This is a genomic window from Phenylobacterium sp. (genome assembly GCF_046290725.1).
Lineage (GTDB): Bacteria > Pseudomonadota > Alphaproteobacteria > Caulobacterales > Caulobacteraceae > Phenylobacterium.
This window is the reverse complement of record NZ_JBKBUH010000001.1, coordinates 400,516-414,331: the sequence shown is the minus strand read 5'-3', so window position 1 is coordinate 414,331 and position 13,816 is coordinate 400,516. Positions and strand designations below refer to the sequence as shown.

General features: G+C 68.9%; 15 protein-coding genes and 1 pseudogene. 7 read left to right on the top strand and 9 right to left on the bottom strand.

From position 1 onward, the window contains the following. Nucleotides 1-64: 64 nt before the first annotated feature. Nucleotides 65-343, bottom strand: a complete 279-nt coding sequence (locus ACK41C_RS02230; RefSeq protein WP_409649949.1) for a hypothetical protein — start codon at nt 341-343, stop codon at nt 65-67. A 300-nt stretch (nt 344-643) separates the two neighbouring features. Here ACK41C_RS02230 and ACK41C_RS02225 point away from each other — a divergent pair, with 300 nt between their 5' ends. Next, complete coding sequence (locus ACK41C_RS02225; RefSeq protein WP_409649946.1) at nt 644-1,462, top strand: alpha/beta fold hydrolase; 819 nt, start codon at nt 644-646, stop codon at nt 1,460-1,462. On the opposite strand, the gene ACK41C_RS02220 is transcribed toward ACK41C_RS02225, so the two are convergent. Together ACK41C_RS02220 and ACK41C_RS02215 are read right to left on the bottom strand one after the other, a co-directional pair. Further along, nucleotides 1,456-2,379 (bottom strand): thioesterase family protein, encoded by a 924-nt coding sequence (locus ACK41C_RS02220; protein ID WP_409649943.1) that lies wholly within the window; start codon nt 2,377-2,379, stop codon nt 1,456-1,458. The two genes, ACK41C_RS02225 and ACK41C_RS02220, sit on opposite strands and share 7 nt — an antisense overlap. Before the next feature lie 71 nt (nt 2,380-2,450). Next, nucleotides 2,451-2,711: a hypothetical protein gene (locus ACK41C_RS02215; RefSeq protein WP_409649940.1), complete on the bottom strand. Its 261-nt coding sequence runs from the start codon at nt 2,709-2,711 to the stop codon at nt 2,451-2,453. 118 nt (nt 2,712-2,829) lie between these two features. Between ACK41C_RS02215 and ACK41C_RS02210 the strand changes: the two genes are divergently transcribed. Continuing rightward, on the top strand, nt 2,830-3,654 hold the full coding sequence (locus tag ACK41C_RS02210; protein ID WP_409649937.1) for a cytochrome b/b6 domain-containing protein: 825 nt from the start codon (nt 2,830-2,832) through the stop codon (nt 3,652-3,654). Next, nucleotides 3,651-4,424, top strand: coding sequence for a molybdopterin-binding protein (locus ACK41C_RS02205; RefSeq protein WP_409649934.1), 774 nt, complete (start codon nt 3,651-3,653; stop codon nt 4,422-4,424). The genes ACK41C_RS02210 and ACK41C_RS02205 overlap by 4 nt, the downstream gene beginning before the upstream one ends. Before the next feature lies 1 nt (nt 4,425). On the opposite strand, the gene ACK41C_RS02200 is transcribed toward ACK41C_RS02205, so the two are convergent. The 3 genes from ACK41C_RS02200 to ACK41C_RS02190 form a co-directional block, all read right to left on the bottom strand. Beyond that, the gene (locus ACK41C_RS02200; RefSeq protein WP_409649931.1) at nt 4,426-5,211 is read right to left on the bottom strand and encodes an acid phosphatase; all 786 of its coding nucleotides are present in this window, start codon (nt 5,209-5,211) and stop codon (nt 4,426-4,428) included. A gap of 104 nt (nt 5,212-5,315) precedes the next feature. Next, on the bottom strand, nt 5,316-6,377 hold the full coding sequence (locus ACK41C_RS02195) for a 1,9-bis(guanidino)-5-aza-nonane synthase (protein WP_409649928.1): 1,062 nt from the start codon (nt 6,375-6,377) through the stop codon (nt 5,316-5,318). Nucleotides 6,378-6,473: 96 nt separating this feature from the next. Beyond that, on the bottom strand, nt 6,474-7,727 hold the full coding sequence (locus tag ACK41C_RS02190; RefSeq protein WP_409649925.1) for a type III PLP-dependent enzyme: 1,254 nt from the start codon (nt 7,725-7,727) through the stop codon (nt 6,474-6,476). Between the two features lie 379 nt (nt 7,728-8,106). On the opposite strand from ACK41C_RS02190, the gene phnC reads away from it, so the two are divergent. From phnC to phnE, 3 genes are read left to right on the top strand one after another with little or no spacing between them, the layout of a single operon-like run. Further along, the gene (phnC, locus tag ACK41C_RS02185) at nt 8,107-8,901 is read left to right on the top strand and encodes a phosphonate ABC transporter ATP-binding protein (protein WP_409649922.1); all 795 of its coding nucleotides are present in this window, start codon (nt 8,107-8,109) and stop codon (nt 8,899-8,901) included. Beyond that, the gene (gene phnD / locus ACK41C_RS02180) at nt 8,898-9,917 is read left to right on the top strand and encodes a phosphate/phosphite/phosphonate ABC transporter substrate-binding protein (protein ID WP_409649919.1); all 1,020 of its coding nucleotides are present in this window, start codon (nt 8,898-8,900) and stop codon (nt 9,915-9,917) included. Before phnC ends, phnD begins: the two co-directional genes overlap by 4 nt. 15 nt (nt 9,918-9,932) lie before the next feature. Next, nucleotides 9,933-10,742, top strand: a complete 810-nt coding sequence (phnE, locus tag ACK41C_RS02175; RefSeq protein WP_409649916.1) for a phosphonate ABC transporter, permease protein PhnE — start codon at nt 9,933-9,935, stop codon at nt 10,740-10,742. Nucleotides 10,743-10,751: 9 nt separating this feature from the next. Here phnE and ACK41C_RS02170 read toward each other — a convergent pair whose 3' ends face one another. The 3 genes and pseudogenes from ACK41C_RS02170 to ACK41C_RS02160 form a co-directional block, all read right to left on the bottom strand. Beyond that, nucleotides 10,752-11,849, bottom strand: coding sequence for a glycosyltransferase family 4 protein (locus ACK41C_RS02170; RefSeq protein ID WP_409653871.1), 1,098 nt, complete (start codon nt 11,847-11,849; stop codon nt 10,752-10,754). Between the two features lie 111 nt (nt 11,850-11,960). Then, nucleotides 11,961-12,083 (bottom strand): annotated as a pseudogene (locus ACK41C_RS02165) (TetR family transcriptional regulator); the annotation flags it as partial. A gap of 119 nt (nt 12,084-12,202) precedes the next feature. Then, nucleotides 12,203-13,018 (bottom strand): UDP-2,3-diacylglucosamine diphosphatase, encoded by an 816-nt coding sequence (locus ACK41C_RS02160; protein ID WP_409653869.1) that lies wholly within the window; start codon nt 13,016-13,018, stop codon nt 12,203-12,205. A gap of 155 nt (nt 13,019-13,173) precedes the next feature. Between ACK41C_RS02160 and ACK41C_RS02155 the strand changes: the two genes are divergently transcribed. Further along, nucleotides 13,174-13,806, top strand: coding sequence for a TetR family transcriptional regulator (locus ACK41C_RS02155; protein ID WP_409649913.1), 633 nt, complete (start codon nt 13,174-13,176; stop codon nt 13,804-13,806). Nucleotides 13,807-13,816 lie beyond the last annotated feature (10 nt).

Here is a 13,816-nt window from a genome sequence, read left to right as displayed (position 1 = left end):
GCAAACGAAAAGGGCCGCCCCAAGGGGCGGCCCTCGCCATAGGACGCGGATGCGCCCGAAAGGCTTACTTCGTGGCCGGAGCTTCGGCCGGAGCGGCAGCGTCGGCAGCCGGAGCAGCGGCGGCGTCGGCCGGAGCAGCAGCGGCGGCGTCGGCGGCGGCGTCGGCGGCGGTGGCCGCGGCGTCGGCGGCGGTGTCGGCCGCGGCTTCGGCGGTCGCGGCTTCAGCGGAGGCTTCGGCGGCGGCTTCGTCGGCCTTCTCGGCCGGTTGGCCGCAGGCGGCGACGGAGAGGGCGGCGACGGCGGCGCCGGCGACGAGCAGCTTGCGAAGGATGTCGGTGGTCATGTCCCTGGTCCCCTAGAACGGAGGTTGAAGCGCCCCAGGCGGCCCCTGGCGGGGAATTCCGTAAGCGCTGCTCTGGAATATGCCGCGGTTCGCGGGGAGGGCAAGGGTTTAATTCACGGGACCGTGATCACATTTGCAACCTTTAAGCCCGGCCGCAGGCTTGCCGGCCCCGGGGGGAGCGGTGGTTCACTGAGTCAAGAGCTGCGGGAACGCCGCCGAAAAAGGGGATGCTTCATGGATGCGTATGCGACGCGCCCGCTTCGCGAGCGGCGGATTCCGCTGCCAAGCCGGGGCGGAGCCATGGCGGGGATCGAATTCGGCGACCCGGCCCGGCCGATCGACGTCGTGTTCCTGCACGCCAACGGCTTCAACGCCCGCACCTACGCCGCCGTTCTCGAACCGCTGGGCGAACGACTGCATGTCCTGGCGGTGGACCAGCGCGGCCACGGTCGGACCGACCTGCCGGCTGCGATCGAAGGCCGCACCTCCTGGTACGATTTCCGCGACGACCTGCTGGCGCTTCTGGCGGCGCTCGACCTGAAGAACGTGGTGCTCTCCGGCCATTCCATGGGCGGGGCGGTCAGCCTGCTCGCACAGGCCTGCGCGCCGGAGCGCATCAAGGCGCTGGTGCTTTTCGATCCGGTGGTGATGCCGCCCCTGCAGGCGGATTTCGATCCCGCCGCCTTCGCTGAATCGCCGCTCGTCCAGGGGGCGCTGCGGCGGCGGGCGATCTTCCCCGACCGGGCGGGCGCGTTTTCCGCCTATCGCGGTCGCGGGGCCTTTCGCACCTGGCCGGACGAGATGCTGGCGGACTACCTCGCCGATGGCTTGCGGCCGCGCGCCGACGGCCAGCTGGAGCTGGCCTGCGCGCCGGAATGGGAAGCCTCGAACTTCCGCTCCCATGGCCATGATCCCTGGGCCGCATTCGCCGCCGCCCGGGCGCCGATCCGCATCCTGCGGGCCGAGGCGGGCTCCACCACACGTGACGCCCCGGCCCTGGAGGCGCTCGTCGCCGAGGGTCGCGTGCGCATGGAGACCATCCCGGGGACGACGCACTTCCTGCCGATGGAGCGGCCGGACCTGGTGCGCGCGGCCCTCCTGAAAGCCGCGGCTCAGTAGCTCAAGCCCGGCGCCACTCGCGCCTGGAAAGCCGCCATGGCTTCGGGCGTCAGCTCGACCACCTTGCGCGCATCGAGGTCGAAGGAGATCACCACGGCCTCGGAGCTCACCCACGGCTTTCCGGACACCGGATCGACCATCCAGTGGAAGACCCGCCGGGTCTTGGGAGCGCATTCGGCGAAGCCGGAGCGCACCTCCACGGCGTCGCCTGCCCGCGGCCAGTCGGCGAACACTGCGCGATATTCCAGCACCGCCCCGCCGATCCGGGGCTCGGACCCGCCCGGCTTCAGGGCGGGCGGAGGGCGATCGAACAGGCGGGCGACGCCGTCCGACACCTGGCCGATGAAGATCTCCGGCCGCATCCGGCCGAAGGCGTCGAGATCGCCGGGGCCGATCGCCGAAAGTCCGATGCGCATCAGGCCAAGCTCCTCGGCGCGGTTCAGGCTGGCGGCGACCGCCACCGGCGAGAGATCGATGGAGCGGGCTGCGGCGTGGGGCGGAACTTCGACGCGCAGCCCCTCTGCCCGGGACCGCACCCGCTGCGGCCACGGGAAGGCCCGCAGGTCGCGAGGCGTGGCGTGGGCGACCACGCACTGGAAGGTGGCGGCCGGCTCGCCCGACACATGCCGGATCACGAGCAGCAGGCGCGCCTCGCATTCGTCGAGGGAGACCACGCCGCCGGTCATGTCCAGGGCCGCGCCGGGCCGCGCTTCGCGCAGGAAGCGCATGTGTAGGTCGCGCAGGACCAGGGTCGCCTCGGCGTCGGGGGCGAAGGCGTGCGGCATGCCCATCTCGCGCGCCAAGCCAACGAGGCCTTGCAGCGCCTTGGCCACCCAGAACCGTACGTTCAGGTGACCCATCTCATCGCATTCCCAGGTGTTGACGCCGCCGCGCCAGACCTCGATCCCCTCTTGCAAACGCCGTCCCCTCTAAAACGCGGCGGGGACCTTAGGCGAGCGGGGAGCGCAGGGGAACGCCCGCCGCGGCGTCAACCTTCGTCGCGCTTGCCTTCGCTGGGATCGGCGGCCGGGCCGAGCCGGCCCTCGTTGGGCGAAGCGGCCGGCGCGGTCTCGTTGCGGACCTTGGGTTCGAAGCTGCGGTCGAGCCCGTCGTCGGCGCGAGTCGGAGGATAACGCTCGGCTCCGGCGTTGTCCGCGGCCGCATCCAGCGGCTGGGCGGCGTTCTCGTCGCGGCCTTGGGACTGCAGGCGGTCCTTGCCGGTCTCGGCGTCCTGGCGCGGTTCGGCCATGGGAGGGCTCCTCACTTCGGGGTTCGCCTTCAGAACGGTGCGCGCCGGGCGGTGTTCCGCGCGCCGCCGGTGGTTCGCCGCTCGGGCTCGTGGCAGACTTGGCCCTTCGGGAGACGAGATGCCGACAGCCGCGCCCCTTCTGATCCGCCGCCACAGCCTGCTGGTGCGGGTCACCCACTGGGTGAACGCCGTGACCCTGGCCGTGCTTTTGATGAGCGGGCTGCAGATCTTCAATGCCCATCCCTCGCTCTACTGGGGCGAGACCTCCACCTTCGCCACCCCTTGGATCGCCATAGCGCTCGGCGAGCGAGGCGGGGAGCCGGTAGGCGTGCTGAAGGTCGGCGACCGGCTCTACGACACCACCGGCGTGCTGGGCTGGTCGGGCAAGCCTGGCATGCGGGAGCCCCGCGCCTTTCCGGCCTGGGCGACCCTGCCCAGCTATCGCAGCCTCGCGGACGGCCGGCGCTGGCACTTCTTCTTCGCCTGGGTGCTGGTGCTGAACGGGCTCGCATACCTTTCCGCCGGGCTCGTGGGCGGCCATATCCGCCGCGACCTGCTGCCGAGGCGGGGTGAGCTGGGGCCCCGGCATCTCTGGCGGGAAGCCCTCGACCACGCACGCCTGCGTTTCCCCAAGGGCGAGGCGGCCCGGCGCTACAACAGCCTGCAGAAGCTGGCCTACCTCCTGGTGATCTTCATCCTCCTGCCCCTGATGCTGCTGACCGGCCTGTCCATGTCGCCAGGGATGAACGCCGCGTTTCCCTGGCTCGCCGACCTGTTCGGCGGGCGGCAATCGGCGCGCACGATCCATTTCCTCACCGCAGGCGCGCTTGTCCTCTTCACGCTCATCCACGTATCGATGGTCGTGCTCTCCGGACCCTGGAGCGGCCTGCGTTCGATGATCACCGGCCGGTTCGCGATCCGCGCCGAAGGTGGCGCATCATGAGCCTCCGCCGCCGCGACTGGCTGAGAGGGGCGGCGCTTGGCGCGGCCGGGCTCGCGCTGGGCGCCTGCAACCGCGTCACCCTCGATCCGAGCGTGCAGCAGGGCCTGGCCCTGGCCGAGGGGCTGACCCGCCGCGCCCAGCGCCTGATCCTGAACCGCACGGCCCTGGCTAAGGAGTTCCCGGCCAGCGCCATCTCGCCCGACTTCCGCGCCAACGGTTCGACCGCGCCGAACGATCCCGCCTATCTGGCGCATCTGGAGACCGCCTTTGCCGATTGGCGCCTCGTCGTCGACGGCCTGGTCGAGCAGCCCCTGGCCCTGGGCCTGGCCGAGCTGAGGGCGGCGCCGGCGCGGACCCAGATCACTCGCCACGACTGCGTGGAGGGCTGGTCGTCCATCGGCCAGTGGACCGGCGCCCGGCTGGGACCGCTGCTCGACCGCGCGGGCCTGCGCCCCGAGGCGCGCTACGTCGTCTTCCATTGCGCCGACACGCTCGATCCCGGCGCGCGTGACGGGCACGGCGTCTATTATGAGAGCATCGATCTGGTCGACGCCTATCACCCCCAGACCATCCTCGCCTACGAGATGAACGGCCAAGCCCTGCCGGTCGCCCACGGGGCTCCGGTCCGCCTGCGGGTGGAGCGGCAGCTCGGCTACAAGCACGCCAAGTACGTGATGCGCATCGAGGCCGTGGCCGATTTCGCCCATCTGGGCCGCGGCAAGGGCGGGTTCTGGGAGGACCGTGGCTACGAGTGGTACGCCGGGATCTGAGTCACCAGGCCGGCGTGGCGAGGAGTTCGGCCTCTGCCGCGCAGTGCGGGGCCGGCGCGCCTGCGGTGCGGCGCGCGGCCTCCACCTCCGCCCGGGCGGCGTCCAGGTCGAGGCGGAACTGCGGATCGGCGCGCAGAGCCGCGACCATCGCCGCCCCGTTGGTGCGGCCGGCCTCGACGGCGCTCGGGGAGTGCACGCCGCAGACCACACGGCTTTCGCCATAGGCTCGTGCGCGGGTCAGGATCTCCGTGGCGCGGTCCGGAGCGAGCTCGGTGAGGATCAGGCCGATGGCCCATCCCCAGCTGGCGTGGCCGGACGGATAGTCGGGGCTGGCGGCGAGATCCTCGCTCTTGGCCACGCAGATCGGGCCGTCCTCGATCAGGTAGGGGCGCTTGCGCTGGAAAACGTCCTTCACGGACGCGACCTGCCGTCCCACGTCCAGGCCGACGCGGGAGAGCAGGTTGGTCAGGCGCGGCGCATTGTCCGGGGTCAGGTCGGCGCCCACGGCGCAGGCGAAGGTCTTCAGCATGGCCGGCGGCAGGGTGGGCACATCGGCCTCGGCCAGGCTCCAGCGCGGTTGTCCCTGCAGGCTGCGGGTGGCGCGGAACACCGCCTGGTCCTGCGCCTCGCGGACGGATCCGATTTGCGGCGCCGGTGGCAGGATGCGCGCGGCGTCGGGCCAGCGCTCGGCGCCGAGGTAGCCGGTGGGCAGGACAGGCGCGGTCTGAGCCAAGGCCGCCCCCGCCAGAGTCAGCCCGGCCGCCGTCCCGATCAGTATGCGTCGCATCGTCCCCTCCCTTGGAATTTTGCAGGGATCATGCACCGGGGATCGCGCAAAAAGAAAGCGGCCGGGGCGAACCCCGGCCGCTCGATAATTCGGTTTCAGCGCGGTCAGACCGCCTTGTCGAACAGCTTGGCCCAGCGGCGCTTCTCGCGGGTCTTCCACGAGCCGCGGTGCCAGGCGTCGGAGGCGATCAGCGGCACCACCGTGGTGGCTTCGGCGAACACCATCTGCTCCCAGGTGACGTCCACCTTGCCCCAGGAGCAGGCCTCCTTCAGCGTCGAGGACGAGCAGGCGCCGTCGCGCACGTCCGCCACCGTGATCTGGACGGCGTATTTGTGCATGTCGGCCTCTTCGCCAAGAATCTCCGCGCAGACCACGGTGTCCTGGGCGAAGTTCTTCGGCACGCCGCCGCCGACCATGAACAGGCCCGTGGTCCCCGCCGCGATCTTGATGTCGGTCAGCTCGCGGAAATCGGCGATCGCGTCGATCGTCAGGTACGGCTTGCCGGCCTTCATCCGCTCGACCTGATGCTTGACCAGGCCGAAGCCGGCCGAGGAGTCCACGAAGGCGGGGCAGAAGATCGGCACGCCCTCGCGATAGGCGACCTCGATCAGGCTGTCGGGCTTCTTGGCGTTGCCCGCCGCCAGCCACTTGCCCATCTCGTGGATGAACTCGCGGCTGGAATAGGCGCGGGGCTCCAGGGCGTTGGCGATCTCGTAGATCGTCGCATCGCAGGCCTGCAGCTCTTCCTCGTCGATATAGGTGTCGTAGATCCGGTCGATATAGAGGTCGCGCAGGTCGCGGTCGTCGACATTGGACTGCGCCTGGTAGTGCTTGAAGCCCAGGGCTTCGAAGAAATCCATGTCGACGATGGAGGCGCCGGTGGCGACGATCACGTCGATCATCCCGTACTTCACCATGTCGCGGTAGATGTGCATGCAGCCGCCGGCGCTGGTGGAGCCGGCGAGCGTCAGCCAGGTGGAGCAGTCCTTGTCTTCCAGCGACATCGACCAGATGTCGGCCGCGCGCGCAGTGTCGCGGCTGGTGAAGCTCATCTGGCGCATGGCGTCGATCACCGGACGGGCGTCGTACTGGTCGATCGCCACGTGCTCGACGGTGTTGGCCAGCAGTTCGGCCTTGCGGTTCGACTTCTGAACGTCAGCGTTCATTCCCTTGATCCCTTAAGAGTTTGAGCGCCCGTCCAAAGGAAAAGGCGCGGCCGGGACGGAGCGACCGACCGCGCCTATAACTTTTCCGCCGCCGGCTTATTTCCGCCGACGCTTCTTTCCGCGGGCTCGCGACAGCTTCACGACGTTCTGGCTTTCCTGCCGGGGCAGGGGGATGGAACGCCGGGCGAGGCCGAACATGGAGGCCATGGGCGCGTCTTCAACGGCGACCGTTTCGGCGTCGCCGAAGCCGTTGAAGCGCGTGTTCATCGCCACGCCATAGGCGCCCATCATGCCGATCTCCACATAGTCGCCCTCGCGGACGTCCTCCGGCAGCCAGAACGGCCCCGGCATGTGGTCGATGGAATCGCAGGTCGGGCCGTAGAACCGAAAGGGCTTCAGCGGGCCTTCAACCTCGATGGCGCCATCCTCATCCTTGCGGAGGAGCTTGACCGGAAAGGGCCACTTGGTGTGCGCCGCGTCGAACAGCGAGCCATAGGACCCGTCGTTCAGGTAAAGCGCATCGCCCTTGCGCAGCTCGACCTTGGTGAGGATGGAGGAACCTTCCGCCACCAGCGCCCGGCCGGGCTCGCACCACAGCTCGGTCGTCTCGTGGACCATCATCTCGGCGAAGCCGCGCTCGATGGAGTCCGCGTAGTCGGCGAGCGCCGGCGGCACCATGCCCGGATAGACCGACGGGAAGCCCCCGCCCACGTCCACCACGTCGGCGAAGACGCCGGCGCGGACCAGGGCGCGCGAGGCCTGGGTCATCGCCGCCTGGAAGGCGGTCGGCCGCATGCACTGGCTGCCCACGTGGAAGGAGACGCCCATCAGGTCCTGGGTCGCGCGGCGGGCGGCCAGCAGCAGGGCCGGCGCCTGGTGCGGATCGACGCCGAACTTGCCCGACAGCGAATAGGCCGCCCCGTCCGCCGAGACGCCCAGACGCACGATCAGGTTCAGGTCCTTCGCATCGCCGGTGGCCGCGAGGATCTTGGCGAGCTCCTCGTGGGTGTCGAGCGCGAAGGTGCGGACGCCGTGGTCGAAATAGGCGGCGGCGATCGCCGCGCGGCTCTTGACCGGGTGCATGAAGGCCATGCGGGAGCCCGGCGCGTGCTGCGCGACCAGCTCGATCTCAGGGATCGAGGCTACATCGAAGGACGTCACCCCGTTCGCCGCCAGGGTTTCGATCACCCACGGCGAAGGGTTCGCCTTAACGGCGTAGAAGACGTCGCCTTTGAAATTGTCCTGGAACCAGCGCGCCGCTACGGCCACCGCGTCCGGTCGCGCAATTGCGACAGGACGTTCCGGCGCCCGCATGCGGACCAGGTCCAGGGGCGTATGGTACCTTTGCACCTCACGCAACCCCCAACGGATTGTTGAACCCAGACCGGCGTTAGCAGCGCTTTTGAGGACATCGGGTCCGCCGGAGCCGTGCGAAATAGGGTCGATGGTCCCCGATGTAAAGACCCTAATTTCGATCCGCCCGAAACGTCGCGAAACCCTGGCCGGGCCTGGGTTTGATGAAGAAGCCGCTAAGGGCGTCCAGACAGCGTGAATCGCGCCCTCCCGCGCCGCGGAATCTTCGAGCCGTTTCGACGACTTGCCGCAGGCTGCGCGTTAACAGGCGCTGGACCGCGAGACCGTGGCCGTGTCATGAAGCCGTCGCAAGTCTCGGCGAAGACAGCCAGTCCGAACGCTTGCGCGCGCCGACCCTGGGGAATCCACACTATCCATGACTGACGCCGCCGTTCTGTCCGTGCGGAACGCCTCCAAGAGCTTCGGTTCGCGGCGGGCCCTGGATTCGGTCTCCCTGCAAGTCCGCAAGGGCGAGATGATCGCCCTGATCGGCCCGTCCGGCTCGGGCAAGTCGACTCTGCTGCGGTCGATCTCGGGTCTGCAGACCATCGACTCGGGGGCGGGGCGGATCGAGGCCTTCGGCCAGGCGATCCAGTCCGACGGCAAGATCAGCGCCAAGGTGCGCGAGGCGCGCATCCGCATCGGCTTCATCTTCCAGCAGTTCAACCTAGTCGGCCGGCTGACCCTGTTCTCCAACGTCGCGCTGGGGTCGCTGGGGCGGATCCCCTTCGTGCGCGGCGTCTTCGGGCTTTGGCCGCAGGAGACCAAGTCCGCGGCCATGGCGGCCCTGGCCCGCGTAGGCGTCGCCGAATACGCCGGCCAGCGGGCCAACACCCTTTCCGGCGGTCAGCAGCAGCGTGGCGCCATCGCCCGCGCCCTGGTCCAGAAGGCCAAGATCATCCTGGCCGACGAACCCGTGGCCTCGCTAGACCCTGTGTCGGCCCGGCGGGTGATGGAAATCCTCCGTGAACTGAACAATGTCGACGGCCTGACCGTCGTCGTCACCCTGCACCAGGTGGACTACGCCCTGCGCTATTGCGACCGCGTCGTGGCCCTCAAGGCGGGGAAGGTCGTCTATGATGGGGCCGCGGCGAATCTCGACCGCAAACAGCTCATCGACATCTATGGTCCCGAATTCGAAGACGTATTCTGGGAAGGAGCGCCCAAGTGATCGACCGTCGAATGCTCCTGGCCGGCGCCGGCGCCGCCCTCGGCCTCGCCGGCTGCGGATCTCCGGAACAGACCGCGCCGGGCGGCCCGCCCCAGGTGTTGAACTTCTCCATCCTGGCCACGGAGAACGCCTCCAGCCTCGAAACCTTCTGGAAGCCGATCCTGGCCGATATGGAGAAATCCATCGGCATTCCGGTGAAACCCTTCTACGGCACCAACTACACCGCCCTGATCGAAGCCCTGCGCTTCAAGCAGACCGATGCGGGCTGGTTCTCCAACCAGTCGGGCCTGGAGGCGGTGCGCCGATCCAACGGCGAAGTCTTCGCCCGCACCTTCGATCCGTCGGAGGAGGACGGTTACCGTTCCCTGCTGATCGTGCCGGCAAATTCCACCACCACGCTGGAAGATGTTCTGCGCTGCGACCGGACGCTGACCTTCGGCATCGGCGACGCCAAGTCGACCTCCGGCACGCTGGCGCCCATGACCTATCTGTTCGCCCCGCGCGGCATCGAGCCCGACCGCTGCTTCAAGCAGGTCCGGGCCGCCAACCACCAGGCCAATCTCTTCGCCACCGCCCGCGGGGTGCTGGACGTGGCGACGAACAACTCTACGGCCATCCGCCTGCAGCGCGAGCGCGGTTCGCCGGTCGCCGACCAGGTCCGGGTGATCTGGGAGAGCCCCAAGCTGCCGGAAGACCCGATCATCTGGCGCAAGGATCTCGATCCCGCCGTGAAGGAGAAGCTGCGGCAGTTCTTCCTCACCTACGGCAAGGGCGACGGCCCCGAGGCCCAGCGCCAGCGCAAGCTTGTCGAGGCGCTCTCCATCGGCGGGTTCATGCCGGCCGACGACACCCACCTCCTGCCGGTGCGCGAGATGGAGGCGACCCAGGCGCTGCTGCAGGCCCGCAATTCCGGCGACCAGGCGCGGATCGCCAAGGCGCAGCAGGAACTCGACGCCATCCGCGCCGAGCGCGCCGCCATCGAGGCGCGCGCCGGCCAACCGCTCGCCGCCCAGTAAGGTTCGAAAGACCCCGTGACCGCCGCCGCGCCCGCGACCGACACCCTGAAGCCGCCGAGCCGGCCGCTCGGACAACAGCTTTTCGACCTCATCCTCTGGGGCGGGATCTTCATCCTGCTGGTGGCGAGCTTCGGACCGGCGGAGATGCGCAAGCTGCCGCTGCTGTTCCAGAATTCCGAGAACATGCGCCAGTTCGGGCGCGAGTTCCTGCATCCGGATTTCAGCGACTGGCGCCTGCTGGTGGCCCAGATGTGGCTGACCATCCAGATCGCCATGTGGGGTACGGCCATCGCGGTGCTGCTGGCCATTCCGCTCGGCCTGCTGGGCGCCCGCAACGTGACGCCGGCCTATATCCAGTTGCCGATTCGCCGGCTGATGGACGGCCTGCGCTCGATCCCTGACCTGGTGATCGGCACCATCTTCGTGGTGGCGGTCGGCCTTGGCCCCTTCGCCGGGGTCATGGCGCTCGCCTTGAACACCGGCGGGGTGCTGGGAAAGCTGTTTTCCGAGGCCGTCGAGGCGATCGACAAGGGCCCCGTCGAGGGCGTCCGCGCCACCGGCGCCGCGCCGCTGCAGGAGGTGGTCTGGGGCGTCATTCCGCAGGTGGCGCCGCTCTGGACCTCCTACGCCCTCTACCGCTTCGAATCGAACAGCCGCGCGGCCACGGTGCTGGGCCTGATCGGGGCCGGCGGCATCGGCCAGATCCTGTTCGATTCGCTGAACAGCTTCGCCTATTCACGCGTGGCGGCCATCGCCATCGTGATCGTCGTGGCGGTCACCCTCATCGACATGCTTTCCCAGACCATCCGCTCGCGGCTGCTCTGAGGCGAGCGCCTACGCCGCCTCGGGACGTCGCCGCCGCACTCGCGCGAGCCGGCGCAGACGGCGCCAGAAGCGGGTCTTCTCCGGCTCTGGATAGGGCTGCAGGTTGCGCACGAAATCCTCAGCGCAGGCCTTCCAGGAGAAGGTCTCGGCGAAGGCGCGCACCGCCTTGCGGTCGAGCTTCAGGCACTCCAGGCATGCTTCGCGCAGGCCTTCGGTGGCGCTGGCCGCCAGCACGCCGGCGCCCGACCCCGGAACGATATCGATCGGCCCCGGCGCCGGATAGGCGGCGACCGGCGTGCCCGCCGCCATGGCCTCCAGGATCACCAGGCCGAAGGTGTCGGTGAGCGAGGGGAAGACGAAGACGTCAGCGCAGGCGAAATGCGCCGCCAGTTCCTCGCCGAACTTGGCGCCGGTGAAGACCGCCTTCGGATATTTCGCGATCAGCTCTTCGCGCTGCGGCCCATCGCCCACCACCACCTTGGTCCCGGGCAGGTCCAGGCCCAGGAACGCCTCGATGTTCTTCTCCACCGCCACCCGGCCGACATAGAGGAAGATCGGGCGCGCCAGGCCTTCGAACACATCGGGCTCGCCATCCTTCCGTGGGCGGAACATCTGTGTGTCGACGCCGCGCGACCAGGAGGAGATATTGCGAAAGCCGTGGCGCGAAAGCTCGTCGCGCATGGTGGGCGTCGCCACCATCAGGCGGCCCGACGGCTTGTGGAACCACTTCATATAGGCGTAGCCGGCGGCCAGCGGCACGGGCAGGCGCGCCGAGACATATTCGGGGAACCGCGTGTGATAGCTGGTGGTGAAGGGCAGCTTCCACTCCACGCAGATCCGCCGCGCGGCGAGGCCCAGCGGGCCTTCGGTGGCGATATGGATCGCCTCCGGCTCGAACGCCTTGAACCGCTCCTGCACGGGCTCGTGGGCGGCCAGCGCCACCTTGATCTCCGGATAGGTCGGCAGGGGGAAGGTCTTGAACTGATCGGGGCTGATCACCTCCACGGCGTGGCCCAGGTCCTTAAGCTCCCTCACCACCCGGGTCAGGGTGCGGACCACGCCGTTCACCTGCGGCTCCCAGGCGTCGGTGACCAGCATGATGCGCATCGGCTTCTGCCCGTCGGCGCGCGGCGCGGTGATCGCGTCGCGGATGCGCGAGGCCGGGCGCACCGGAGTGGCCGCCTGCGACTGCAGCCAGGCCCAGAAGGCGCCCAGCAGGGCTTCCTTGGTGGGGAAATGCCGGTAGACGGTGCGCTCGCCCACCTCCGCCTCGGCGGCGATCTCGGCGAAGCTCAGGTCCTCCAGCGGACCGGACTCCAGCTTCCGGGCCACCGCCTGCATGATCTGGGCCTGGGTCTCGGCCTTCTGTCGATCGCGCAGGCTCGACGAATAGCGCTCGGGCGTTTTCATGACAGTGGCACTGTCACCAAAACCGGCGCCCTGTCAACATAACGCCGGATTCAGGCCGCTTCGGGAAGGGCGGTCGCCGGCTCGTCCCGGCGGGTGCGGTCGATGGCCGACCAGGACCGCAGCCTGGCCCACTCCAGGATCTCCATCCGGCCGTCCGGATGCTCCACGAGGGCCGAACAGCTCTCCACCCAGTCCCCGTCGTTGATATAGACGATGCCGTCGATGTCGCGCATCTCGGCCTTGTGGATGTGGCCGCAGATCACCCCGTCCACGCCGCGCCGGCGGGCCTCCTCGGCGACGGCGGCCTCGAAGTTTTCGACAAATTGCAGGGCGTTCTTCACCCGCGTCTTCAGATAAGCCGATAGGCTCCAGTAGCCGAAGCCCAGGCGGCGGCGCACGCGGTTGAAGAGCGTGTTGGCGGTCAGCAGCGCCCGGTAGGCGTAATCGCCCAGGAAGGCCAGCCACTTGGCGTGCTGCACCACGCCGTCGAACTCGTCGCCGTGGGTCACCAGATACCGCCGCCCGTCGGCCGCCTCATGGATCGCGTCGCGCGCCACCAGCACCCCGCCGAAGTGGACGCCGACGAAGTCGCGCACCCGGTCGTCGTGATTGCCGGGGACGTAGACCACCTTCACGCCCTTGCGGGCCATGCGCAGGATCTTCTGGACCACGTCGTTGTGCGACTGCGGCCAGTGCCAGCCGGAGCGCAGCTTCCACCCGTCGACGATGTCGCCGACCAGATAGAGCGTGTCGCATTCGATGTGCCGGATGAAGTCCAGCAGGATCTCCGCCTGGCACCCGCGGGTGCCCAGATGGATGTCGGATATGAACACCGTTCGATAACGGCGTACCGCGAAACCAGCCATGGGCGCCCCCCAGATGTGCGGCCAATTGCCCGCGCGATAGGCTGATTGCATGTCATTCTCATGAAACCGTGATCGGCCCTTTTGTCGCGCCGCCTTTCGGCGTAAGGGATTCGCCAAGGCCGACCCTCCCCAGGTCTTCCTCGTACAAGGTCCCGATGGACGCCCGAACCTATCCTGCGAAGGAGACGCCGAAGTCTCGGCGGACCCGCGCGCGCATCCTGGACGCCGCCATGCGGCTGTTCGCTCAGTTGGGCTATCACGCCGCCACCAACGCGGTGATCGCCGACGCGGCCAATCTCACCCGCGGCGCGATGCTCTACCATTTCGCCAGCCGCGAGGAGCTGGTGGAGGCCGCCGTCGCCTTCATCGACCTCGAACGGGCTCGGCTGTTCGAACAGTACGCCTCGGCTCCGCCGCCGGGCGTGGACGCCGCCGAGCACGCCATCGACGCCTATTGGGCGCTGCTGCACGAGATCCCCTTTCTCGCCTTCGCCGAATTGGAATCGGCCGCTCGCACCGATCCCATGCTGAAGGCGCGCCTGGCGTCGGCGCAGAGCGCCTTCGACCGCAACCAGATCGGCGACCGTTTCCTGGCCATCGCGCAGGCGGGCGGCGATCCGCGCTTCCAGACCAGCCGCGACCTTGGCCGGTTCCTGCTCGAGGGGATGGCCCGGGGGGCCATGACCTTCGACGAAAAGGCCCGCAAGGAACGCCTGCTGGCCGTGGTCAAACGCGCGGTCCGGGTGCTGAACCGCAAGGGCGACGTCCAGGAGCTCTGGCCGGAATAGCCGGCCTCTC